The 24225-nt window shown below is 64.0% G+C and carries 23 protein-coding genes; 1 reads left to right on the top strand and 22 read right to left on the bottom strand.

The features are described 5' to 3' along the window. Positions 1-86 precede the first annotated feature (86 nt). Positions 87-443 carry a 50S ribosome-binding protein YggL gene (locus tag ACZ9XP_RS16125; RefSeq protein WP_147693006.1) on the top strand — a complete coding sequence of 119 codons (357 nt, stop codon included), beginning with the start codon at positions 87-89 and terminating at the stop codon, positions 441-443. A gap of 134 nt (positions 444-577) precedes the next feature. Here the strand turns inward: ACZ9XP_RS16125 and ACZ9XP_RS16120 are convergent, their stop codons facing one another. The 22 genes from ACZ9XP_RS16120 to ACZ9XP_RS16015 form a co-directional block, all read right to left on the bottom strand. After that, entirely contained in the window at positions 578-823 is a 246-nt protein-coding gene (locus ACZ9XP_RS16120; RefSeq protein ID WP_465188772.1) for a DUF2164 domain-containing protein, read from the bottom strand. Positions 824-861: 38 nt separating this feature from the next. Next, on the bottom strand, positions 862-2178 hold the full coding sequence (locus ACZ9XP_RS16115) for a dicarboxylate/amino acid:cation symporter (protein ID WP_438697815.1): 1317 nt from the start codon (positions 2176-2178) through the stop codon (positions 862-864). 402 nt (positions 2179-2580) lie between these two features. After that, positions 2581-3984 carry an aspartate ammonia-lyase gene (aspA, locus tag ACZ9XP_RS16110; RefSeq protein ID WP_147688018.1) on the bottom strand — a complete coding sequence of 468 codons (1404 nt, stop codon included), beginning with the start codon at positions 3982-3984 and terminating at the stop codon, positions 2581-2583. Positions 3985-4385: 401 nt separating this feature from the next. Beyond that, complete coding sequence (locus ACZ9XP_RS16105; RefSeq protein WP_147688019.1) at positions 4386-5294, bottom strand: LysR substrate-binding domain-containing protein; 909 nt, start codon at positions 5292-5294, stop codon at positions 4386-4388. A 31-nt stretch (positions 5295-5325) separates the two neighbouring features. Further along, positions 5326-6165: a DUF1700 domain-containing protein gene (locus ACZ9XP_RS16100; RefSeq protein WP_465188771.1), complete on the bottom strand. Its 840-nt coding sequence runs from the start codon at positions 6163-6165 to the stop codon at positions 5326-5328. Beyond that, the gene (locus ACZ9XP_RS16095; RefSeq protein ID WP_147688021.1) at positions 6162-6494 is read right to left on the bottom strand and encodes a PadR family transcriptional regulator; all 333 of its coding nucleotides are present in this window, start codon (positions 6492-6494) and stop codon (positions 6162-6164) included. The genes ACZ9XP_RS16100 and ACZ9XP_RS16095 overlap by 4 nt, the downstream gene beginning before the upstream one ends. A gap of 279 nt (positions 6495-6773) precedes the next feature. Then, positions 6774-8663, bottom strand: coding sequence for a polysaccharide biosynthesis protein (locus tag ACZ9XP_RS16090; protein ID WP_438699344.1), 1890 nt, complete (start codon positions 8661-8663; stop codon positions 6774-6776). Positions 8664-8863: 200 nt separating this feature from the next. Then, the gene (locus ACZ9XP_RS16085; RefSeq protein ID WP_465188770.1) at positions 8864-9559 is read right to left on the bottom strand and encodes a sugar transferase; all 696 of its coding nucleotides are present in this window, start codon (positions 9557-9559) and stop codon (positions 8864-8866) included. Then, entirely contained in the window at positions 9559-10722 is a 1164-nt protein-coding gene (locus tag ACZ9XP_RS16080; RefSeq protein WP_147688024.1) for a DegT/DnrJ/EryC1/StrS family aminotransferase, read from the bottom strand. The genes ACZ9XP_RS16085 and ACZ9XP_RS16080 overlap by 1 nt, the downstream gene beginning before the upstream one ends. A gap of 906 nt (positions 10723-11628) precedes the next feature. After that, positions 11629-12669 carry an acyltransferase family protein gene (locus tag ACZ9XP_RS16075; protein WP_465188769.1) on the bottom strand — a complete coding sequence of 347 codons (1041 nt, stop codon included), beginning with the start codon at positions 12667-12669 and terminating at the stop codon, positions 11629-11631. Continuing rightward, the gene (locus ACZ9XP_RS16070) at positions 12666-13103 is read right to left on the bottom strand and encodes a VOC family protein (RefSeq protein WP_465188768.1); all 438 of its coding nucleotides are present in this window, start codon (positions 13101-13103) and stop codon (positions 12666-12668) included. The genes ACZ9XP_RS16075 and ACZ9XP_RS16070 overlap by 4 nt, the downstream gene beginning before the upstream one ends. A 59-nt stretch (positions 13104-13162) precedes the next feature. Beyond that, a complete protein-coding gene (locus ACZ9XP_RS16065) occupies positions 13163-14404 on the bottom strand; it encodes a glycosyltransferase family 4 protein (protein ID WP_465188767.1) in 1242 nt (413 codons plus the stop codon). Positions 14405-14439: 35 nt separating this feature from the next. Continuing rightward, a complete protein-coding gene (locus ACZ9XP_RS16060; protein ID WP_465188766.1) occupies positions 14440-14862 on the bottom strand; it encodes a hypothetical protein in 423 nt (140 codons plus the stop codon). An 8-nt stretch (positions 14863-14870) separates the two neighbouring features. Then, the gene (locus tag ACZ9XP_RS16055; RefSeq protein ID WP_147688029.1) at positions 14871-15974 is read right to left on the bottom strand and encodes a glycosyltransferase family 4 protein; all 1104 of its coding nucleotides are present in this window, start codon (positions 15972-15974) and stop codon (positions 14871-14873) included. A gap of 469 nt (positions 15975-16443) precedes the next feature. Continuing rightward, the gene (locus ACZ9XP_RS16050) at positions 16444-17499 is read right to left on the bottom strand and encodes a glycosyltransferase (RefSeq protein WP_147688030.1); all 1056 of its coding nucleotides are present in this window, start codon (positions 17497-17499) and stop codon (positions 16444-16446) included. A 148-nt stretch (positions 17500-17647) separates the two neighbouring features. Next, positions 17648-18859 (bottom strand): DegT/DnrJ/EryC1/StrS family aminotransferase, encoded by a 1212-nt coding sequence (locus ACZ9XP_RS16045; RefSeq protein ID WP_465188765.1) that lies wholly within the window; start codon positions 18857-18859, stop codon positions 17648-17650. After that, positions 18853-19377: an acyltransferase gene (locus ACZ9XP_RS16040; protein ID WP_147688032.1), complete on the bottom strand. Its 525-nt coding sequence runs from the start codon at positions 19375-19377 to the stop codon at positions 18853-18855. The genes ACZ9XP_RS16045 and ACZ9XP_RS16040 overlap by 7 nt, the downstream gene beginning before the upstream one ends. Continuing rightward, positions 19370-20656 (bottom strand): lipopolysaccharide biosynthesis protein, encoded by a 1287-nt coding sequence (locus tag ACZ9XP_RS16035; RefSeq protein ID WP_465188764.1) that lies wholly within the window; start codon positions 20654-20656, stop codon positions 19370-19372. Before ACZ9XP_RS16035 ends, ACZ9XP_RS16040 begins: the two co-directional genes overlap by 8 nt. Then, positions 20657-21754 (bottom strand): DegT/DnrJ/EryC1/StrS family aminotransferase, encoded by a 1098-nt coding sequence (locus ACZ9XP_RS16030; RefSeq protein ID WP_465188763.1) that lies wholly within the window; start codon positions 21752-21754, stop codon positions 20657-20659. Positions 21755-22002: 248 nt separating this feature from the next. Then, the gene (locus ACZ9XP_RS16025; protein WP_147688036.1) at positions 22003-22569 is read right to left on the bottom strand and encodes an acyltransferase; all 567 of its coding nucleotides are present in this window, start codon (positions 22567-22569) and stop codon (positions 22003-22005) included. A gap of 50 nt (positions 22570-22619) precedes the next feature. Then, positions 22620-22985 (bottom strand): GxxExxY protein, encoded by a 366-nt coding sequence (locus ACZ9XP_RS16020; RefSeq protein WP_147688037.1) that lies wholly within the window; start codon positions 22983-22985, stop codon positions 22620-22622. A gap of 56 nt (positions 22986-23041) precedes the next feature. Beyond that, positions 23042-24100, bottom strand: a complete 1059-nt coding sequence (locus ACZ9XP_RS16015; protein WP_147688038.1) for a Gfo/Idh/MocA family protein — start codon at positions 24098-24100, stop codon at positions 23042-23044. Positions 24101-24225: the final 125 nt, after the last annotated feature.

Raw genomic sequence — 24225 nt, 5'->3', positions numbered from 1 at the left:
ACTTTATCTGTACAAACGGTTTAACGAAAATACAGGCGACGAAGCTGCTATCATGTAGGCCGCTAAACCGAGTGAAAGTCCCAATCATGACCAACCCGAACTCCCCAAACCGCCTGAAACGCCTGTCGCCACGCCAACGCAAGAAACTGCGCGTAGGCGAGTTCCAGGAGCTGGGCTTTACCGTGGTCGCCGCGCTGGCAGGCCTGGACGATGCGGCCAACGATGCTTTCCTGAACGGCTGGCTGGAAGCGGTAGACGCACAAGGCGTGAGCTTTGGTGGCCACTTTAGCGATGGCCAGCTGGATGGCATCGTGTTTCCGGTCAACGGCGTGAAAGTCACCGCCGATGTACAAGCTGCACTGGCTGGCTGGCTGAAAGGCCGCAGCGAAGTGTCCAGCGTAGAAGTCAGCGATCTGCTGGATGTATGGCATAGCGCCTGGTAAGCCACGCGCTACCCGACAAAAAGCCTGCCACCTGGCAGGCTTTTTTCTTGATACCGCACCATGAAAAAAGGTTGGCCGCACACCATCCGGCATGCGGCCAACCTTGTATACCAAGCACAGGCAGTACCAGTGCACTAGCTGCGCTCCAGCTCCCACAGGGCCGACTGTAGCGATTCCATGCGCGTATCCAGCGCACTGCGGGCATCGGCCAGGGCCTTGTTGTAGATCGCCGGGCCGAGACGCTCGGCGACCAGCAAGACCAGCGCCTGGGCATCAAAGCCGCCCAGTTCTACCTCGTGCTCACCGACCAGATACTGCTGTACCTGGCTGGCCAGTTCTGCCAGCTGCGGCTGGGTCAGATAGCGTTCATCGCTTTTCATGATGCATCCATCGTTGTCCAGCCGACAGTGTCAGGGTATCAGCCCTGTTTGGCAAACGCCGGCTTCATGTCCGGCTCGCGGCGTGGCTCGGGGTCGATATCGTCGTCTTCGTCCAGCACCGGCTGGGCAGCGCCCAGCTCTTTTTCGCTCTTGGCGACCACGCAGGCGGCAATGGCGTTACCCAGTACGTTAGTCGCAGAACGGCCCATATCCAGGAAGTGGTCCACGCCCAGCAGCAGCAGCAGGCCGGCTTCCGGGATATTGAACTGCGCCAGCGTGGCGGCAATCACCACCAGCGAAGCACGCGGCACGCCGGCCATGCCTTTGGACGTCACCATCAAGATCAGCAGCATGGTGATTTCCTGCGACAGGCTCAGGTCGATGCCGTAAGCCTGGGCAATGAAAATGGTGGCAAAGGTGCAGTACATCATGGAGCCGTCCAGGTTGAACGAGTAGCCCATCGGCAGCACAAAGCTGGCGATGCGGTCGCTACAACCAAAGCGTTTCAGGCGGTCCAGGGTTTTCGGGTAGGCAGCTTCCGAGCTGGCGGTAGAAAACGCCAGCAGTGCCGGTTCGCGAATGGCGCGCAGCAGCTCCAGCACACGGCGTTTCAGGAACAGCGAGCCCATGCCCAGCAGCGCCAGCCACAGCAAGCCCAGCGACAGATAGAACTGCGCCATGAAGCTACCGTAGGTGGACAAAATGCCCAGGCCTTCCTTGGCCACCATGCCGGCAATCGCGGCAAACACGGCAAAGGGGGCAAAGTTCATCACGTAGCCGGTCACCTTCAGCATGATGTGCGCTACCGCATCGATCGCGTCGATCAGGCCTTTGGCCTTGTCGCCCACGGCAGACGCAGCGGTACCGAAGAACAGCGAGAACACCACAATGGCCAGAATTTCGTTCTTGGCCAGCGCGTCAAATACGCTCTTGGGGATCAGGTGGCTGATGAAGTCTTTCAGCGTCAGCGCGCCCTTCTCGATACCCGAGCTGGCGGTCACTTCCGGCAGCGGCAGGCTCAGGCCCACGCCCGGCTTCAGCACATTCACCATCACCAGGCCCAGCAGCAGCGATACCAGCGAGGCGGTAACAAACCAGCCCATGGCTTTGGCACCGATGCGGCCAACGGTAGCCGAATCGCCCATGCGGGCAATACCCACTACCAGGGTGGAGAACACCAGCGGCGCAATGATCATCTTGATCAGGCGCAGGAAGATGTCGGTCAGAATGGACAGCTGGTCGGCAAACGATTTGATCGCTTCTTCGCTGCCAGCCATTTCACGCCAGCCGTAGCCGGCCACGATACCCAGCACCATGGCGGCCAGGATCATCTTGGTCAATCGATTAAGTTTCACGGTATTTCCCTGTATTGCTTTGTGAAATTAATCCTTTGTAGTGTCCGCTCCGGTCGTTGCCGGGCGGTACATCAGCGCCGTAGCGCTTGTTTTTTCATGCTGCGCTGGCGGGGTCGCCGCGCAGGGCTGGCATTAAAACAGAAAGTGGCCGCGCTGTAATCAGGCAAATCCCGCACCGTGGCACACCACAGCCTGGCATACCAGCAAGGCGGGCAGCGACAGGCAAGCTTGTGTCGCCACACACCATGATGGCGCAATAAACAGGCAAAAAGCTGGCACAAACTGCGCAAAGCTGGCTTGCCCAGATCGGGCGGTGCACGGGTGAAAACAAGCAAAAAAATGCCGCCATACCTTGCGGTAGGGCGGCCAAGCTTCACATCACATTCAAGAGAGAGGGAATCGTTACAGCGTGAGCCAGCGCGGGCTGGTCAGCGCTGCCGGCTGCAGCACGGTATCCAGCTGCTCGCGGGTCAGCAGGCCACGGCGCAGCACGATGTCGTACACGCTGCCGCCGCTCTGGTGGGCTTCGGTGGCTACCTCGGTGGCAGCGGCGTAGCCAATGTAGGGGTTCAGCGCGGTGACCAGGCCTACCGAGCGGTGCACGGTGTCCAGCAGGTACTCGCGGTTGGCGGTAATGCCTACCACGCAGTTATCGCGCAGGGTGTCGCAGGCGGCAGCCAGGTGGCTCACGCTGCGGAACAGGCTGTAGGCAATCACCGGCTCGAAGGCATTGAGCTGCAGCTGGCCGGCTTCTGCCGCCATGGTCACGGTCATGTCGTTGCCAATGACTTCGTAAGCCACCTGGGTCACCACTTCCGGAATCACCGGGTTCACCTTGCCCGGCATGATGGACGAACCGGCCTGACGCGCTGGCAGGTTGATCTCGCCCAGGCCGGCACGCGGGCCGGACGACAGCAAGCGCAAGTCGTTGCAGCTCTTGGACAGCTTGACCGCCACGCGTTTGAGCACGCCGGACAGCTGCACGAAGGCACCGCAGTCCTGGGTGGCTTCGATCAGGTTAGGCGCGGTTTCCAGCGCCAGGCCGGTGAGCGCCGACAGCTTCTGGCACACCAGCGGGGTGTAGTCCGGGTGGGCGGTAATGCCGGTGCCGATGGCGGTGGCACCCAGGTTGATTTCCAGCATCAGGGCGCTGGCTTCGTACAGGCGCTGTTCGTCTTCGCCCAGCATCACGGCGTAAGTGCGGAACTCTTGCCCCAGCGTCATCGGTACCGCGTCCTGCAGCTGGGTACGGCCCATCTTCAGCACGTCGGCAAATTCGTCGGCCTTGTCGTCAAAGGCATTACGCAGGCGGGCCATGGCGGCCAGCAGGCGCTGTACGCCCCAGAAGGTGGCCAGGCGCAGCGCGGTGGGGTACACGTCGTTGGTGCTCTGCCCCATGTTCACGTGTTCGTTGGGGTGCAGGTGCTGGTACTCGCCCTTGCCATGGCCCAACAGTTCCAGTGCACGGTTGGCGATCACCTCGTTGGCGTTCATATTGGTGGAGGTGCCCGCCCCGCCTTGGATCACGTCTACCACAAACTGGTCGTGCAGCTTGCCGGCGCGGATTTCCTCGCAGGCCAGCACGATGGCTTCCTTGTGGTGGTCTGCCAGAATGCCCAGCTGGTGGTTCGCCAGCGCGGCAGCCTGCTTGATCACCGCCAGCGCGCGGATCAGGTCGCCATAGCTGGCGATGGTCTGGCCGGTGATGGGGAAGTTCTCGATGGCTCGCAGGGTGTGCACGCCCCAGTAGGCGTGGGCCGGGACCTCGCGGTCCCCCAGTAGATCGTGTTCCAGGCGGGTGGTCATAGGTGTTGTCTTTGTGCTTTTGTGTGGAGTGCGTGCACTGTAGCGGCAGGCCCGTGGCGGCGGCCAATTCCGAATGGCGATAGGATCATGCAAGATTTGCATGATCTGGCAACAGGCAGCCTTCTGCGGCCAACGTGCCGGTTTATTGCGTTGAATAGGTCGCTAATTGAGCACTGCTGATGGCATCCGCCATGCGGATTCTGTGTGGCGTGCGGGTTCCACCCGGCTGGCAGACAACATGCTTTTGCTTCGCCAAACGAAAGTCAGCACAGCAAAGGTAACCAAGGCTGCTCGACACCGTGGCGAGTGCCAACGGAATCAGGTACCTGCCTGACGCAGGCATACCATGGGAAACCTGACCTATTCAGATAAGCGAGCGGACACCAATCATCACACCGCCCTCACACCGCCGGGTAGCGTGCGGCCAACCCTTGCCACAGCGCATCCAGCTGCGGCAGCTCGCGCCGCGCGTCGCGGTATACACGGATTTCCATCTGCAGCGACCACGCCTCGCCACCGGCGGCGGCCAGCTGCCCGGCCGCCAGCTCGCGCTGCACCGCGCTTTGCGGCAAGAACGCCACGCCGTGGCCTTCCAGCACCATGGCTTTCAGGCCTTCGGCCATGTCGGTTTCGAAGCGCTGCTGCAGCAGACAAGGCTGCGGCGCGCGCTGGATGATCAGCTCCACCATGCGGCGGAAGTAGGCATTGGGGCCGTAGGCCAGAAACGGCAGCGGCGCGCCCTCGCTGCCCGGCAGCTGCCACAGCGGCTGGCCGTGCTCGGCGCGGCTGAATGGCTGTAGGGTTTCGCTGCCCAGACGCAGGCCGTGGTAGCGGCTATCCGGCAGCTCTACCGGGTGGCGCGGGTGGTGGTAGCACAGCAGCAGGTCGGCGTTGCCTTCGGTCAGCGCAATCACCGCGTCGTGCACGTTATGCGCCAGCAGGCGCCAGGCTACCTCGCCCAGCGTGGCCTGCTCGTCGGCCAGCCAGCGCGGCACAAAGCCGAATGACAGCGTATGCGGTACTGCCAACGTCAGCGTGGCGGTGTCGGCCTGCTGCAAACCGCGCAGCAAGCTGCGCGTGCTGGACAGCTCGCCCACCAGCAGGCGCGCTTTTTCCTGCAATAGCTCACCGGCCGGCGTCAGCCGCGTGGGCCAGGTGGTGCGGTCAATCAGGTCGGCGCCTAGCCAGTTTTCCAGCGCCTTGATACGGCGGGAAAACGCCGGCTGCGTGAGGTGGCGCAGCTCGGCCGAGCGGGTAAAGCTGCCGGTTTCGGCCAATACCAGAAAGTCTTCCAGCCAGCGGGTTTCCATGCCTGCTCCCGTATCGAAGGTTGGCCGCAGCCTACCGCACTGCCGCCTCGCCCGCCACCAGGCGCTGCTGCCAGCGCAGCCAGCGGCCGGTGCCGCGCCACACCCAGCGCAACACTTTCCAGCCCAAAATGCTGCCGACCAACCCCAGCACGGTGAGCACCAGGCCCAACACCAGCACGCTGCCGGACGAGGCGCTGGGCAAGCCGCTGAGCTCGACCGTGTCGGCGCCGTCGCGAATCTGCAGCTGGGCCAGATGGCCGCTGGCGTCACGCTCCAGGCGGAAGTGTTCGTCACCATCGCGCGCCTCGATCACCAGCTTGCCGCTGGCCGGGTCGGGCTCGATGCGCACCGTTTCGCCATGATCACCTTCGATGCGCAGCCGCGGCGGCTGGCCGTCACGCGGGCCGGCAGCAATCAGCCAGGGCCCCACCCCGCTGTCGTTCACCACGATATTGTCCAGCGACGGCCAGCCAAACACGCTGTGGCTGGCCCAGCTGCCAGTGATCACCAGGCCCGCAATCAGCAGGCCCACCGCGCCCAGCCACAGGCTGCCCAGCCAGGTCAGCAAAAACAGGTAGGGAAACGCCAGCAGCACATTGAGCACGCCCAGGCCGGCCAGCGCGCCCAGCGCCTGCTTCATGTTGGCCGGGCTTTTGTCGGCTTCCCAGTCGGCCAGCTTGCGCTCGGCGGTAAGCTCGCGCGCCAGCCGCTCCGGCTCGCCCAGCGCGGCGCACACGTCAGCCTCGCTGCGGCCATCGGCGGCGGCATCGTCGAAATAGGCGCGGTAATCGGCCAGAATCTCGTCGCGCTCGGCGGGGGCCAGTTTGCCCAGGGCTGCGGCCAACCTTTGCAGGTATTGTTCACGGTTCATGCTGTCTCTCCTTGCGGCCGCGCACTCGCCAGCACGGCATTGATCTCGGCAACAAAGCTGCCCCATTCCTGGCGCATGGCGGCCAGCGCATCGCGCCCGCCCGGCGTCAGCCGGTAATACTTGCGTGCCGGCCCGCTGGCCGACTCCACCAGATAGGTACTGACCCAGTCGTCTGCCTGCAGCCGCCGCATCAGCGGGTAGATGGTGCCCTCGCTGATGTCCATGCTTTGCGCCAGCGTGCTGACAATCTCGTACACATAGCTGTCGTGCCGCGCCAGCACCGCCAGCACGCACATCTCCAGCGTGCCTTTGCGTAATTGCGTTTTCATCTCCCCCTCCTGCTGTCCTTGCGCCATGGTGATAGGGCCGGTGCCAGATCTGCCTGCCGCGCCCTGCAGTGCCAGACACTACCTTGCAATACAAGGAACCCCCCGGTACGCATGCCGTCATCCATGGCTGCATACTAGCAAGCACTACTGTGTATTGCAAGGTAGCTTTCATTGCGCATCAGCACCGCCACCCTGGCCGCAGCACGTGGCGCCAGCAAACAACAAGGCCCGCCGGCATGGCCGGCGGGCCTTGTACGCTGATGCACTGATACCGTGCTGCTATGCGCCAGCGCGCGCCTGCACCAGCCAGTCGGCGGTGGCCTCGGCAGCCTGGAACTCGTGCACCACGCCCTGCATCAGCGCAAAAGCCTGCGCCGCGTCCAGCGCCTCGCAGGCGCTAGCCAGCGCGGCCATATGCTGCGCCAGCTCGGCCGGCGGCAGGTGGTATTCCTGCGCGCGCATGATGCGCGGGTGGTCGGTAGGCAGTACGTTGTCGCCGATCAGCAGCTCCTCGTACAGCTTTTCGCCCGGGCGCAGGCCGGTGCAGCGGATCTCCACATCGCCCTGCGGGTTGCGCTCGTCGCGCACCTGAAGGCCGGACAGGTGAATCATGCGCCGCGCCAGGTCGATGATGCGCACCGGCTCGCCCATGTCCAGCACGAACACGTCGCCGCCCTGCCCCATCGCCCCGGCCTGGATCACCAGCTGCGCGGCTTCGGGGATGGTCATGAAATAGCGGGTAATGTCGGCGTGCGTCAGCGTCACCGGGCCGCCGCTTGCGATCTGCTGCTTGAACAGCGGCACCACCGAGCCGGAGCTACCCAGCACATTGCCAAAGCGCACCATGACAAAACGGGTACGGCTACCCGCCGCGTGGCGCGCCTGCAGCGCCAGCTCGGCCAGGCGCTTGGTAGCGCCCATCACATTCGTTGGCCGCACGGCTTTGTCGGTAGAGATCAGCACAAAAGTGGCCACGCCCGCGTCTTCGGCGGCGCGGGCGCAGGTGTCGGTACCAAAGGCATTGTTGACGATGCCGGCCACCGGGTTGTGTTCCACCATCGGCACGTGCTTGTAGGCGGCGGCGTGGTAGACGGTATCTACCTGCATGCCCTGCAGCACGGCCAGCAGGCGCGGGTAGTCGGTCACGCTGCCCAGGAAAGGCACGCGCGGTACCGCCGGTGCCAGGCGGGCCAGCTCCTGGTCGATGGCGTACAGCGCGTACTCGCTGGCCTCGAACAGCACGATGCGCGCCGGTTTCTGCCGCACAATCTGGCGGCACAGCTCCGAACCAATGGAGCCGCCGGCACCGGTAACCATCACCACCTTGCCGCTGATGTTGGCCGCCAGCAGCGCCGGCTGCGGCGGTACCGGGTCGCGGCCCAGCAGGTCGTCGATGCCGACTTCGCGCAGCTCGGTCACGCGTACCTCGCCGGACACCAGGTCGGCCATGCCCGGCAGGCGCTTGATCGGCACGTGCAGCGCTTCCAGTTTTTCCAGAATCTCGCGGTGGCGGCCACGGCTGGCCGACGGGATGGCCAGCAGGATCAGCTCGGCCTCGGTGTCCTGCAGCAGTTGCGGCAGCTCGTGCGGGCCGTGCACTGCCAGGCCACGGAAGGTACGGCGCCACAGCTGCGGGTTATCGTCCACAAACGCCATCGGGCGGTACTCGCGCCCTTCCAGCAGGCCGGCCATCAGCTGCAGGCCGGCGCGGCCGGCGCCGTAGATCAGCACCGGGCGGCGTGGCGCATCCAGCGCATCGATACGCCGTACCAGGCCACGCAGCAGAAAGCGGCTGCCGCCGATATAGGCCATGGCGAACACCCAGAAGATGATGATGGAGGTGCGCGGAAAGGCGCTGACACCGGCCATCAGGATCACCGCCATCAACACCAGCACCGACAGCGACACGCCGACAAACACGGTGTAGACGATGCGGTCGTCCAGAAACTTCAGCACCGCGCGGTACAGCCCCAGCTTGATGAAGATGGGCAGCACCCACAGCGGTGGCACGGCGAATATCCACAGATACGGGTCCAGCTTCGGGTCCCAGTTGCCGCCCAGGCGCAGCAGTACCGCGCTCCACATCGCCAGCGGCAGCAGCAGCGCATCCAGCAGCATCAGCAGCGCCATCTTGTGATGACGCGAGAAGGAAAGCAGTTTTTCCAGCATGTAATGGTCTCTAAAGACTTTCTTGGCCACGAAACCCACAAAACAACACGAACTATTTCTGCCACAGGCACCTCGGAAGCACACCGGAAAAACGGCTACCCCAGGCGCAGCGTCCATGCAGGGTTGTTTCGTGTGCTTGCGTGGAAGTCATGGCCAGATATATCCCCGTGCCCTTCTATCGGCTATGTGGCAAACAATACTCAGCGGGTCACAATCTTCAACAAGGTCGCCACGATGATCTGCACGTCGCCCGCCAGTGTGTGGCTTTGCGCGTAGCGCACGTAGTAGCCCAGCTTTTCCGGCAGCACCTGCTCGATGTACGCGCGCTCGGGGTCGGCGGCTTTGCCCAGGATCTCGTTCTCGTCGATCATGCGGATCGACGCCCAGTCGGTAATGCCGGGGCGCACCGACAGCACGATGTCCTTCACGCTGTCCGGGTAGTGCGCCACGTATTTGGGCACCTCGGGTCGCGGGCCCACCAGGCTCATGTCGCCGTACAACACATCCAGCAGCTGCGGCAGCTCGTCCAGCTTGGTCTTGCGCAGCAGGCGGCCGGCGCGGGTAACGCGCTGGTCGGCGCCCACCGTCAGCTGGCCTGCGGCCTCGGCGCCGATCTTCATGGTGCGGAACTTGTGGATGCGGAACAGCTGGCCGCCGCGCCCTACCCGCACCTGGCGGAAGAATACCGGGCCGGGCGAATCCAGCTTGACCCACAGCGCGATGGCCAACAGCAGCGGCCAGATCAGCCACAGGCCGGCCAGCACCGCCACCAGGTCAAACAGACGCTTGGCCAGCGCCGAGCCGGGCTTGCCGGCAGGGGTTGGCCGCAGCGTGTCTGGTGGCATTGCCCCCGGGCCGCTCGCGGCGCTTTGGCTGTCTTGTTGCTGATCGCGCATCACTGCCCCAGCAGCTGGCGCACGGCAGCGATCACGCGGGTCTGGTCGTCGTCGCTCATGCGGGTGTACAGCGGCAGCGTCACTTCGGCTTCAAACGCCGCGTCCGCCACCGGAAACTGCTCACGGGTCAGGCCATAGGTATCGCGCCACACCGGCTGGCGGTGCAGCGGAATAAAGTGCACCGAGCAGCCAATGCCCAGCTCGGCCATTTTCACGATGAAATCATCGCGGCTGATGCCGGCCTGCGGCTGCAGGCGTACCGGGTACAGGTGCCAGGCGTGGTTGCTGCCGGCGTCGGCCGGGTGGGCGGGCAAGGTCAGCGGCAGATCGGCCAGCTCGGCGTCGTAGCGCGCAGCCATCGCCTCGCGTTTTTGCAGGAAGGCGTCGATCTTTTTGAGCTGGTGAATACCCATCGCCGCCGCGGTGTCCGGCATATTGTACTTGTAGCCCGGGGCCACCACCTCGTAGTACCAGGCCGGGGTCTTGGACGTATAGCGGTCGAAGGCGTCGCGGCTGATGCCGTGCAGGCGCATCACCTTGCAACGGGCAATGATGTCAGCGTGACGCGATACCACCATGCCGCCTTCGCCGGTGGTCATGGTCTTGTTGGCGTAAAAGCTGAACACCGTCACATCGGAATCCAGCGCCCCCACCAGCGTGCCCTTGTAGTAGGTGGGCATGGCGTGGGCGGCGTCTTCCACCACCTTCAGGCCGTGCTCGCGCGCAATGGCGATGATGGTGTCCATATCGCAGGCCAGGCCGGCAAAGTGCACCGGCATGATGGCGCGGGTCTTGTCGGTAATGGCCGCGCGGATGGCGTCCGGGCAGATGTTGAAGGTCACCGGGTCTACATCCACGCACACCGGGTGCGCGCCCAGATAGCGCACCACCTCGGCGGTAGCGGTAAAGGTATAGCTGGGCACGATCACCTCGTCGCCCTCTTTCACCCCCACCGCCTCCAGCGCCAGATGCAGGCCGGCGGTAGCGGAGTTCACCGCGATGGCTTCCACGCCGCCGCCGATATAGGCAGCAAAATCCGCCTCGAACTGGCGGGTTTTCGGGCCGGTGGTTACCCAGCCGGAACGCAGCGCGTCGACCACTTCATTGATCTCGTCCTCGCCGATATCCGGCAGGGCGAAGGGTAAAAACTTCTGTTCAGCCATGTTCTTTTCCGTATTCATGCGGCAGGTCAGCCCGACCCGCCATTATCCTGCACCGCCCCCCGTAGCGGGTGACGGTATGTAATCGATATGGGGCGATGGCGCCATGAATAGCGCTCATCGTCCCTTGAATGTTTACCGCTCAAATAGCAGCCCCATGCAGGCGTAACGCCGTGAACGTTGGGCTTCATTTCATTCAACCCAACCTACCCATCACGCCGCCCATCCCGTTGGCGCGAGCCGGAGAAAAGGGTGTGCCCCAGGTTTTAAGACGCCGATTTGTCTGAGCCCCGCGCCGTTAGCAAGGGGCGAGTTCGGCGGCGCCTGGGGCATGCCGTTTTGTCCGGGGTTTCGAGCAGCCCCGGGTCGCCTTTTCTTTGGGTTCTTTCTTTTGGCGAGGCAAAAGAAAGAACCTCGCCGCCGCTCGACAGCGGCATGCAAACAGCACCGCGCAGCGGTTCATCAAACCAATCACCAAAGGTTGGCCGCAAGCCTCACTTCAAGCGGTCACAACGTTGACGAAGCAAATAGCAACAACCATGCAACCGTAACGCCGTGAACGTTGGGCTTCATTTCATTCAACCCAACCTACCAGTTCCCCGGATGCGCCTTCGGCTTATCCGGGCTACCACCACGCAAAAGAAAGCACCTCGCTGCCGCTCGACAGCGGCATGCAAACAGCACCGCGCAGCGGTTCATCAAACAAGCTACCAAAGGTTGGCCGCATATATCTCTTCAAGCGGTCACAACGTTGACGCAGCAGATAGCAACAACCGTGCAACCGTAACGCGGTGAACGTTGGGCTTCATTTCATTCAACCCAACCTACCTATCACGCCACCCATCCCGTTGGCGCAAGCCCTCGTTCCCCGGATGCGCCTACGGCTTATCCGGGCTACCAATGCGTGTCTCACTTCAACTTGTCCGACAACACCTTACCCAGCCGCTGCGTCGGCAGCTCCACCCAGCGGTGAATCGCCTGCGCGATGCCCCACGTCACCCCCAGCGCGATGGCCACCATCGCCCACCACGGGGTGCCGTATTGTGCCAGCGTAAACAGGATCAGGTAACCGACCGTGGCGTGACACACGTACCAGGCGTAGCTCACACCCGCCACACGTGTGAGCAGCGGCACCGCCACCAGCTGCGGCCGCAAGGCCCCCGCCACAAACAGCGCCACGCCGATGCCGTAACTGGCGTACAGGCCAGGGTCGCCCCAGCCGGTGAGCCACACGTACAGCGCCAGCATGCCGATAAAGTGCAGCACGGTTTCCACGCGGCCGGCGTGGCCGGTCTGGTAGAAGTACACCCAGCTGCCGGCAAACATCAGCGGGAAGTAACACACAATGGTCTGAAAGCCGTTGACCGGCGCAAAGCGGCACAGCCATACCAATAGCGGCAGCAGCAGCCAGATCGCCCACTTGATGCGGCGACCAGTCAGCGTAAAGGCGATGCCCAGCATGGCGTAAAACCACAGCTCTACTTTCAGCGTCCACATGACCGGGTCGATATTGCGGCCGCCTATCCAGTCGATCAGCGCAATGCTCACATGGCCCAGTACGTCGCGCGCGGTTACGCTCCACACGCCACCGGGCAGCTGTGCGGCCAACCATAGCGCCGCCACTGTCACCGCCAGCCCCGCCCAATAGGTGGGGAAGATGCGGAAGAAGCGCGACACGGCAAAACGCAGCGCCCCCATGCGCGTGAGCGATAGCGGAATCAGCAAACCGGAAATCAGCAAAAACAGCCCTACCCCCACTGCGCCCAGGTTGAACGGCAGCACGAACGATGCACCGTCGTAGCCGGGCAGCGGCGGCACGCTCATCACCTCGGCAATGCGGTCGCGGCGCTGCCAGAACGTTTGCGTGTAGTGGAACAGCACCACGGCCAGCATGGCCAGGCCGCGCAGGCCGTCGGCAAAATCAAAGCGGATGTGGGGCTGCTGGCTCATGTGGCCTCCGGTGGGCGCGGGCGGCTGCCCAGTATTTCGACAAAACGCAGCAGGTAGCCGTCCGGGTCTTGCCACAGGCCTTCCAGCTGGCCTTCTTCCTCGTCGTCGGCCACGGCGTACCAGCTTTCCTGCAGCGGGCGGAAGCAGGCGTAAGCGGCAGCCTCTAGCCGTGCGGCCAACGCGGTCACGTCGCCTACCTCGATCTGCAGGTTGATGCCGCGGCCAAACGGCGGCTGTAGCTCGCCGGTGTGCCAGCCCTGCGGGTGCCAGGCTTCCAGCATCAGCTGCGCCTGGCCCATCTCCAGGTACACAAAATCGGGCGCACTGCGGCGAAAGCGCACGCTAAAACCGGCTGCCTGATAAAACGGCAGCGACCGCGCGATGTCCGTGACGGTCAGCTCCGGCACCATCGGGTTCCAGTAAGGCTCGCTCATCGTGTTATGCGCTTTCTACAGTTGGCCGCAGGCAGCTGGCTGCGACAGGATAGCCGGGCTTACTTCAGGCCCTGCAGGAAGCGGCGCGCCAGCACCGCGTAATCGTGCTTGGCCAGTACGAACTGCTTGCCGGCGGCGCCCATGCGGCCGCGTTCGTTCGGCGTGGTGGCCAGCAGGCGGCGGATGCCGTCGGCGATGGCGGCGGGGTCTTCTACCGCCACGCTCACCCCGCAGCCGGACTCGGCCACCATATCGTTGCCCGCTTCTACCGAGTGCAATACCGGGCGCGCCGCCATCATGTAATCGAACAGCTTGTTGGGGTTGATGCCGAAGCGGTAGATCGGCAGCTTGCGCCAGCCGATGTACAGCGCGTCGCACTCGGCCAGGAAGGCTGGCACGGCGCGCTTGGCAATGGCCGGCAAAAAGCTGACGTTATCCAGGCCCAGTGCCTGTGCCTGCTGTACCAGCGAGGCTTTGTCGGGGCCATCGCCCACCAGCACCACCTGCAGCTTGTCGGCCAGCGCCGGGTCTTGCCGGATCAGGCTGGCGGCCTGCAGCAGGTAGTCCAGCGCGTTGGCCAGGCCGTGGCCGCCAGCGTAACCCAGGATAAAGCGCTTTTGCGCCTTCAGCTCGGCCAGGCGCATGCGGTGCTCGCCCGGCAGTGGCTCGGGCTTACCCTGCCACTCGGCCACGTCTACACCATTGGGAATCACCACGTATTTTTCCGGCGCCATGCCGTGCGCCATCATGTAATCCTTGGCGCAGGGCAGCATGGACACCACGGTGTCGGCTTTCTTGTAGCCAAAGTCCTCGGCCCATTGCAGCAGGCGGATAAACGGGTGCTTGGGGCTCATGCCGCCTACTTCTACCGGCGTGAGCGGCCACAGGTCGTGCACCTCGTACACCAGCCGGGCGCCGGTTTTGCCGGCGATAAACGCCGCCGGTATGGTGTCCAGCGGGTAGGTGGACGAGGCAATTACCACGTCGGGTTTCCAGTCGCGCAGGTAGCGGCCGGACAGGCCCAGCACACGGCCCAGAAAGCGGAAGATATTAATAACGCGTTTGGCGCCGTTGCCCTCGTAGCGCGGCGTTTTACACCAGGTGTAGCGGATGCCGTCGATGTCCTGGTCGGCGTATTTGGCTGTTAATTCCGGGTTGCGCTGGCGCAGGTGCGAGTAGTCGGCCGCCACGATATGCACCTCGTGGCCGGCTTTCACCCATTCGCGGGCCAGGTAGTAGGGGCGGAATTCCATGCCGTGCAGCGGGCTGCCAGCGTAGTGGTTGATGTACAGGATTTTCATAGTCGGTTTCCGGGCAGCCGGGCTGCCCGACAGATTCAGGAGACGTAGCTGCTGGCTTGTTCCATGCGCAGCCAGTCAAAATAAGCCAGCACAATGCCCAGCGGCGCCCACAGCATGCCGTGGGTCAGCAGGCGTTCGGTACTGGGAATGGCGCCACTGGCTACCCACTGCATGCCCACCACCAGGCAGGCCAGCATCATGCCGCGGCTGGACAGGCCGTAAGCCATCAAAAAGCGCATCTGGCCGCCCTGTGCCACGCGCTGCCAGCCGGCGTAATCGTTGGCCGCCAGCCGCGCAAACCAGGCGCCATTGCGCCAGTGCCACAGCGTGTAGGCCAGCGCCAGCGCGGCGTGGCCGCCCAGCGTGGCGGCGGTAAGCGGCGCGCCGTACCACAGCCACTGCACCAGGCAGAACAGCAGCCACAACGGCAGGGCGATATAGAGCAAGGTCAGGGGCATGGAGCGCTTCATGCGGCCAACCCCCGGTACAGGTCTACCAGCTTGGCGCCTTCGGCGGCCCAGCTGTACTTGGCCAGCACTGCTTGTTTGCCGGACAGGCCCATCAGCCGGGCGCGTTCGTCGTCGCCCAGCAACTGGGCAATGGCGTCGGCAATGGCGTGCGGGTCTTGCGGGTCCACCAGCAGGCCACAGTCGGCGTCCTCGATGATCTCGCGCCACAGCGGAAAGTCGCTGGCAATCACCGGCATGCCGGCGGCCATGTATTCGAACAGCTTGATGGGCAGCGATTCCACATAGCTGGGCGTGGGCAGCAGCGTCACCAGGCCGATCTTGCTGGCGGCCAGCACGTCGGCCACGCCGGCGCGGTCCAGCACACCCAGGTCGTTCACGCGGTTCCAGCCGGCTTCGCGCTGCAGCGCGGCTTTCAGGTCCGGCTCGCTCCAGATGCCGGCCAGGTTGAGGCGGGTATCGGTGTCCGGCAGCGCAGCAATGATGGGCTCGATACCACGGGTGCGGCTGATGCCGCCCAGGTAGCACACCTCGTTGCGGCGGCTGGCCCACGGCGTATCGCGCACCAGCTCGGCCAGGATCGGGTAGTTGCATACGTCCACCACACGGCGGGCGCCGGCCTGCTCGAAACGGCGGCGGATCACCGGCGTAGCAGCCACAATGGCGTCGAAGCGGCGCGCGGCATAGTCTTCCAGTGTTTCCACCCCGCGCGACACCAGCGGGCGCGCCATGCCGGGAATCCAGTGCTTGGCCAATACCTGGCGCGGCACGTCTTCGTGCACGTCGTACACCACCTTGATACCGGCCTGCTGCAGGCGCAGCGCGGCTGGGATCAGCTCGGGGTCGTGAAAGTGCGCCACGTCGGGCATCAGCTGCAGCGCCTTCTCGTACACGCGCTTCACGGTACCGGTCATGCGCGACAGCCGGCCGCCACTTTTCGGCCCCACATCGTGCAGGCGCACGCCACGGTTGATCTCGTCACCGTTGCCATCGGCCACGATCAGGTGCACCTCGTGGCCGGCTTCGGCCAGGGTGGCACACTCTTTCACGAAGATGCGGATATCGTGGCGCGGGTGGGCGCTGGTGAGATGGGCAATTTTCATCTGTTCAAACCTGTCTACGGGTGACGACTCGTTTTGTTACTGCGTTGGCCGGGAAAGCTTTTGGCCGGGAAAAAACACCTGCTTTTTTAGCCACGGAAAAAACGGAAAGCACGGAAGGACACAGACACAACAGCAGCCAACCTTGCTTAGGCGATGGCTTTGTCAGCGCCTTCCTTGTATTCCGTGGCAAAAAACGCCTTTGCCTTTTTCGTGCCCTTTCGTGGGTTTCGTGGCAAAAGGCTTTTACTATCTCTTAGCCACGAAACCCACGAAAAAACACGAACTTTTCTTAGCCACGGACAAAGCGGAAAGCACGAAAGCACACCGACACCACTGCGGCCAACCTTTGCTAGACGATGGTTTTGTCCGCGCCTTCCGTGTATTCCGTGGCAAAAAACGCCTTTGCCTTTTTCGTATCCTTTTGTGGGTTTCGTGGCCAACGCCTTTTATTGTTTCGTGGCAAAAAAACTCAGCACAATTCCCGGTAAATCTGCGCAAAGCGCTGCATGTTCTCGCGGTACAGCCCTTTGGTCTGTACCAGCTGGCGGTTCAGTGCCGTGGCGCTGGCCAGGGCGGCATTATCGCCTGCGCGCCGTAGCTGCGTCTTCAGCGCGCTGCCCAGCCGGCCCAGGTCTTCCACGATGGCGCCGTTGACGCCGTCCAGTACCCATTCCAGGTTGGCCGGCAGGTTGGACAGCACCGGCAAACAGCCGTGGCCCATGGCTTCCAGCAGGCTGATGCTGGTGGCGTCGCTCATCGGTACGCTGACAAACACGCGCGCGTCGCGGTAGTGCTGCGCCAGCACCTCGGGTGCCACAAAGCCGGTAAACACCACCCGCTGCAGCCCCAGTTGCTGCGCCAGTGCCTGCAAGTTGGCCGTTTCGTCACCACTGGCGGCCACGGTCAGCTGCCAGCCGGCCAGCGTGGCGTCGGCTTCTACCTGCGCCCAGGCGCGGAGGATGGCGTCGATGCGGTACAGCGGCTTGTGCAGCCGGCACGACAGCACCGATAGCGGCTTGGCGGCGATGTCCGGCGGCGGCGGCAACGCGTCCATGCCGAAATTCAGCACGTCCATGCGCGCTATTGCGGCCAACTGGCGGCACACGGCAGCCATGTGCAGCGAATCGCTGGTGACGGCACTCGCCGCCGCCAGGTTGGCCGCCACCATCTTTTTCATCAGCGCGTTCTGCTGCGGCAGCAGCAGCACGTCCGAGCCCCAGGTGGTGAGCACCCACGGCTGCTGGCGGCCAGCCAGCGCACGGCGCGCGTGCCAGGCCACGCTATTGGCTTGATGCACGTGCACGATGTCGGGTTTGATCTCGTCTATCAGCCGCGCCAGCCGGCCAGCGGTACCCAGCGCCTTCAGGCTGAAATCCACCTGCAGCACGCGGCCCAGGTTGGCCGCATGGTAGCGCGGCGGCAGCGGGCCGTTACTGGCCAGGTGCACCTCGCTGACGTGTGGCGCAATGCCGGCCAGGTAGCGGTGGGTGTGCACCGAGGCGGAGCCGATCAGAAGAAGCTTCATGGTTTAACCCGATTATTCGCCACGGAAACACACCGACCACACGGAAGCAGACCGTAGCCCACGCGCCACCGGCTGGGTACGCACGCTGCCAGGGCAGGATTTTCGTGTTTTTCGTGTGCTTTCGTGGCTAAAAAAATGGCAACGGTACTCATGCGTCCAGCTCCGCCTGCAGCGCGGCCAGCAGCCGTGCCAGTTTGCGCTCCAGCGCGGCGTCCACGCCGATGGCAATGTTCACCGGCAGGTTCAGCACGGTGGCGGCCAGGGCCTCGCCGTGCGGTGCCTGACCCACGCGGTAGCCGTGGCGGAAGCTGCCGGACGGGTGAATCACATCGTCGAACCATACACCGATATTCAGCCCGCTGGCAGCAGTCAGCCTGCGCGCCAGCGCGGCCTTGTCGGCCACCGGGCGCGGCAGCGCAAACGGGTAGCGTACCCAGTGGGTTGCGTCGCTGGCCTGCCACTGCCGCAGCGCCGGTAGCGTGGCCAAGGCGGCGCGGTAGCGCGCCACTAGTGCCTGCTTGTGCGCCAACACCGCGGGCAGGCTGGCCAGCTGGCGGCGTACCAGCACGCTAGCCAGCAGCGGCATGGCCCGCGCCGGGTGCGGCTCGCCAAACAGCACTTCGTCGTCGCCAGAGCGGTACACCAGCCCCACGCGGCGTGCCAGCGCCATGCTGATGCGCCCGGCCAGCGGCCAGCGTGCGGCCAACAGGTGCGAAGCCAAGGTCGCCAGCAGCCGCCATTCGTCGGCGCAGCGCAGCTCGGGCAAACCGGTATCCGGCAGGCTGGCACCGGCTGGCAGAATCGCCATGCCGCCAATGCCGCCGGTCAGGTTTTTGCTGTATTCAAAACTGAAAAACGCGCCGTCGTGATAGGTGCCCAGCCACTGGCCGTCCAGCTGCGAGGCAAAGCCATGGGCGGCGTCGTCAACAAAGCGTACCTGGCGGTGCTTCTCGCGCAGCCAGGTGGGCACCTCGCACGCCACGCCAAAGTTGTGCGGCACCACCACCACGCGGGTGACCGGGCGGATGGCGGCATCCAGCGCCAACCAGTCCAGGTTCAGCCCACCGGCGGCAATATCGACAAAGCGTACACGGGCGCCGCTGGGCGGCACCTGATTGGGCACTACCACGCAGGTAAAGGCCGGCACCAGCACTTCGTCGCCGGCCTGCACATCGTGCAGCTGCAGCAAGGCGGCAAAGGCGGCACGGCCGCTGTCGAACAGGCGGATGCGCTCTGCTGCCACGCCAAACTGGCGGGCCAGCCCGGTACGCAAGGCAGCCCGGTGGCGGCGACGGCCCAGCAGCATGGCAGGCAATGCGCCAAACAGCTGCAGCAGGGTCAGGGAATTGCCGGTCAGCATAGCGGTTTGACCTTTCTGGCCGGCTGGCCGGCGTACACCCAGCCACTGTCCAGCACGCCCTTCACCACGCTGCCGGCGCCCACCACAACGTTGTCGCCAATCACGCTACCCGGCAGCACGATGCAGCCAGCGCCGATAAACACATTGTTGCCAATGCGAATATCGCCATCGACATGGCAGGCGGTAAACGGGGTGGCTGGCGCATCGGCCGGAATGCCGTTGCTGTGGCAGAAAAACTGGCAACGCGGGCCGATAGCCACGTGGTCGCCCACCTGCAGCTGGTTTGCACCGATCAGGCAGTAAAAATAAGGCGCCATATGGCTGTGCGCACCCAGGCGCAGGCCACCACCACCGTGAGCCAGCACGTCGCCGCCCCAGTACAGGCGGGCATGGGCCCCCAGCGTCAGGCTGACCGCGTGGGCATGTACCGACGGGTTCACCCGCGCGCCCGGCGCCAGTTGCGCCCCGCGCAGGCGTAGCCAGCTGCACCACAGCAGCAGTGTTATGCGATCAAGCATCGTGTTGTTCCCGGCGGCGCAACAGGCGGAAAACCCACGCCACATAGGCCGCAAAATAAACCGTCATCACCAGCGACATCACGCCAAAAGCGCGCAGGGCATCGTGGCTGGCCATATACACCGCCGCAAACGCCACCAGGTTCACCAGCACGCCCACCAGCACAAAGACAAACGACGCACGCTGCTGCCCCAGCACCATCGGCACCATGAAGGCCGGGCCGGCAATAAACGCAGCGGCAAAATACGGCGACAGTACGGCGGCGATGTCGCCGGCACCGTGCCAACCCGCGCCAAAGACCCAGGCAAACAGCGGCCCGCCCCACAGCCCCAGCACGCTGAACGGCACGATGGCCAGCGCCGCCAGCATCAGCAGCGCCCGTGCCAGCATACCGCGCAGCGCACGGCCATGGCCCGCCGCCTCGGCCAGGTCGCGGAACACCACCTGCGACACCGCTTGCCCCACCAGCGCTGCCGGCAGCTTGAGCACGCGCAGCACCAGCGCGTACTGGCCCACCACTGCGCTGCCGGACAATGCGGCCAACATGGCCAGCATCAAGGAATCCTGAAACGCCACCACAAAAGCGTGCGGCGTGTTGACCAGCGGAAACTCGCGGTAGCGCCGCGCCTGCGCCAGCAGGCTGGCACGGCGATGGCCGCGCAGCCAGGCAAAGCGGCCAGCCACATCGGCACGGGCCAGCGCCAGCAGCGCCAACAGCTGCCCGGCCAGCTGCGACACGATCAAGCCTGCGGCCGCCAGCCCACTGTAACCGGCGGCCACTTGCAACAGCGATACCCCCAGCGACTGCACCACCCGCCCCTGGGCGTTGGCCGCATAGCGGCGCTGGCGGTTATTCCACGCCGTCCACGCCGCCACGCTGCCCGCCAGCCAAACGCCCAGCGGCAGCCACGGCAGCCACACGGCCAGCGCCGGCTGACCTAATGCAGTGGCGATGGCCTGGTGCCACGGCCAGAACAGCAACAGGCACAGCGCACACAGCGCCGTATTGATCACTAGCGCCAGGCGCATCAGTCGTGCGGCGTCGGCATCGTCCGCGGGCAACACCACCGCCATGTCGTAACGGGCAGTGGCCACGACGGCCAGGTTGGACAGCCAGGCCACAAACACCGCCAGCACGCCAAAATCTGCAGGCGTGTACAGCCGGGTAAGCAGCGGCGCAAACAGCAAGGGCAGCGCCTGCGCCAGCGCCGCCCCGCTTACCAGGGTGGCCACATGGCGGGCAAAGCCGCCTGCGGCCAACCTTTGCCACAACGTAGCCAATTAGCCCAGCGCCTTCTTCACTGCGTCCACGATGGCGTCTTGTGTCGCCTCGTCCAGGAAGGGGTGCATCGGCAGGCTCATCACGCGGCGGCCGGCGGCTTCGGCCACCGGGAAGCTGCCCTCGCCCTGGCCCAGGTGGGCAAAGGCCGGCTGCAGGTGCAGCGGAATCGGGTAATGCACGGCGGTGGGCACGCCCAGCGCCTGCAAGGCTTGCTGCACGGCTTCGCGGTTAGCCACCTCGATGGTGTACTGCGCGTACACGTGGCTGTTGCCCTCGGCGATTACCGGCACGCGCGCCACGTCTTGCAGCAGCGCGCTGTAGCGGGCACCGATGCGGGCGCGGGCGGCTACTTCATCCGGGAAGCTGGGCAGCTTGGCCAGCAGCACGGCGGCCTGAATGGTGTCGAGGCGGCCATTGAGGCCGATCACCGGGTGGTGGTAGCGGCGGTCCTGGCCGTGAATGCGGATTTCACGCATTTTCTTGGCCAGCTCATCGTCGTTGGTGAACACCGCACCGCCGTCGCCGTAGCAGCCCAGCGGCTTGCTGGGGAAGAAGCTGGTGGTGCCGATGGTGCACAGGTTGCCGGAGCGCTGGCCGTGCTGGCTGGCGCCAAAGCTCTGCGCGCCGTCTTCAATCACCGGCAGGCCGTGTTTGGCGGCAATGGCGTTAATGGCGGTGAAGTCGGCACACTGGCCGTACAGGCTGACCGGCATGATGGCGCGGGTTTTCGGGGTGATCGCCGCTTCCAGCAGCGCCGGGTCCAGGTTGTAGGTGACCGGGTCGATATCGACAAATACCGGCGTGGCGCCCAGCAGGGCGATCATCTCACCGGTGGCAATGAAGGTGAACGGGGTGGTAATCACCTCATCGCCGGCCTTCACGCCCAGCGCCATCAGCGCGATCAGCAGCGCCTTGGTGCCGTCGCACACGCCGATGGCGTGCTTGGCGCCGGTGTAGGCGGCCAACTGCGCCTCTACTTCTTTGACCTCGGGCCCCATGATGTACTGGCCGTGGTCCAGCACCGCGTGGATGCGGGCGTCGATGTCGGCTTTCAGGTGCTGGTACTGCGCTTTCAGGTCGATGAACTGGATGGACATGCTGACTGGACCTTTGGATATTTTTTAGCCACGAAAACACACGAAAAGCACTGACGATACATACAGACAGCCTATGCCTTTTCTGTGCCTTCGGTGTATTTCCGCGGCGAACACTTTTTCACTTCCCAGCCACGTAAACACACGAAAACACGGACCGTGGCGACAAGGCAAAACCTCAAAGCCATGGCTGACTTGGATCTGTGTCCTTTTTCCGTGCCTTTAGTGTGCTTCCGTGGCAAATACTGTATTCAAACCGGCGTGCAGTGGTTGCCGCCGATGTCGTAACGTTGGCCGCAGGCGGCGCAGGCGTGCTGGTCGATGCTGTCCGGCAGGCGCTCGCCGCACTGGCACATCCAGCCAATACGCTTGGCCGGGGTGCCCACCATCAGTGCGTAGGGCTTCACGTCTTTGGTGACCACCGCGCCGGCGCCGATGAAGGCGTACTCGCCAATGGTGTGACCGCATACCACGGTGGCGTTGGCGCCGATGGTGGCACCGCGCTTCACGATGGTGCGGCGGTATTCGTTTTTGCGGCTAACGTGGCTGCGCGGGTTGTTCACGTTGGTAAACACCATGGACGGGCCGCAGAACACGTCGTCTTCCAGCGTCACCGCGTCGTAGATGGACACGTTGTTCTGCACCTTCACGTTGTCGCCGATGATGACATCGTTGCCGACAAACACGTTCTGGCCAAAAGAGCAGCGGGCGCCGATACGCGCCTGGCTGCAGATGTGTACCCAGTGCCACACGCGGGTGTCGGCGCCGATTTGTGCGCCGTCATCGACGATGGCGGTGGGGTGAACGGTGTAGCTCATTGTTTTTAACCTTTTATCTAGCCACGGAAGCACACAGAAGGCACGGAAAGCTATCGCACAAAGCGCTTGACCTCTGCCTTCGGGTGCCAGAAGTTAATCAGCAGGCCTACATGCAAGCCTGTTGCCTTGAGGTAGTTGAGCAGCTGCGCTTCATGGGCGGATATCAGTTTCTCCTGCGCCTTGAGCTCCAGTAGCACGCGCCCCTCTACGATGATATCGGCACAATATTCACCAACAACGGCACCCTTGTAGTACACCTGCAACGGACATTGCGCCTGGGCAGACAGGCCAGCTTGCGCCAACTCCAGTAGTAGTGCCTGCTCGTAGACCTTTTCCAGAAAGCCATGCCCTAGCTGGCGAAAAACCTCAAACACACAGCCCTGTATCCTGTACGTCAGATCTTCTTCCAGCAGCATGGCGTCACTCCTGCTTTGTCCGTGCTTTTCGTGTGCTTCCGTGGCGAATAATAAAATCAATACTCCAGCGGCAGGTTCACGCGCTGGCCGGCGCGGGCGGAGCGGTAGATGCCTACCAGCAGCTCCAGCGACTTCAGGCCTTCGCGACCGTCGGTTTCCGGCTCGGCTTCGCCGCGCATCACGCGGATCACGTTGTCGTAGTACAGCGGGTGGCCAAAGCCGTACACACTGGTGGTGGCGTAGCTGGCGTTCTTGATCTCGTCGTCCATGGCGTGCGGTTCGGCGAAGTCCCAGTGCTGCACTTCGTTTACTGCCAGGCCGCCCACGCGCACGCTGCCCTTCTCGCCCAGAATGGTGATGCTGCCTTCCAGGTTTTTGGGGTAGGTCAGCATGGTCACGTTCATGCTGCCCATGGCACCGTTGCGCCATTTCAGGCTGACCACGCCGCTGTCTTCCACCTCGATATCACGTGCCAGCGTGCCAGTGTAGGCTTGCAAGCTTTCCACCGGGCCGACAATCCACTCCAGCAGGTCTACGTAGTGGCTGGCCTGGTTCATGAAGGCACCACCGTCGTATTCCCAGGTACCGCGCCAGTTGGCCTGGTCGTAGTAGGACTGCGGGCGGGTCCAGAACACGTTGACGTTTACCATGTACAGGCGGCCAAAGCGTTTTTCCTGTACGGCGCGCTTGAGCAGCTGCAGCGTGGCATTGCGACGGTTTTGCTTGACCACGAACAGGCGCTTGCCGGCCTGGTCGGCGGCTTTCACCATGGCGACGCCATCCTGCCAGCGGGTGGCCATCGGTTTTTCGGTCATCACATGGAAACCGGCGGCAAAGCTGTCGATGGCTTGCTGCGGGTGCAGGCCGGACGGCGTGGTAAGAATCACCACATCCGCCTGGCTATTGGCCAGCAGGCTAGCCAGCGTGGCGTGGCCGACTGCGCCGGTACGGGCGACGGCGGCAGCCAGGGCGGCCGGGTCGGTATCGCACACGTCCACCAGCTCGCAGCGGTCGGCGTGTTGTTCGATGGCACCAAAATGGTTGGCCGCAATACGGCCGCAGCCCACCAGGGCAAAGCGCAGCTTGCGGTCGGTAATCGTGTCGTAACTGATCATGGCAGTTGTCACCTCTTTACTTTTCGGCCACGGAAACACACGGAACAACATGGACCCTGCCCTTGCCTGGCAAGCCGCCGGGTCTGGGCGGAGAAGACTTCCGTGTTTTCCGTGTGCGTCCGTGG

The sequence above is a fragment of the Vogesella perlucida genome (genome assembly GCF_979366545.1).
The sequence above is the reverse complement of the archived record's forward strand: the minus strand, read 5'-3'. Positions and strand labels throughout refer to the sequence as shown.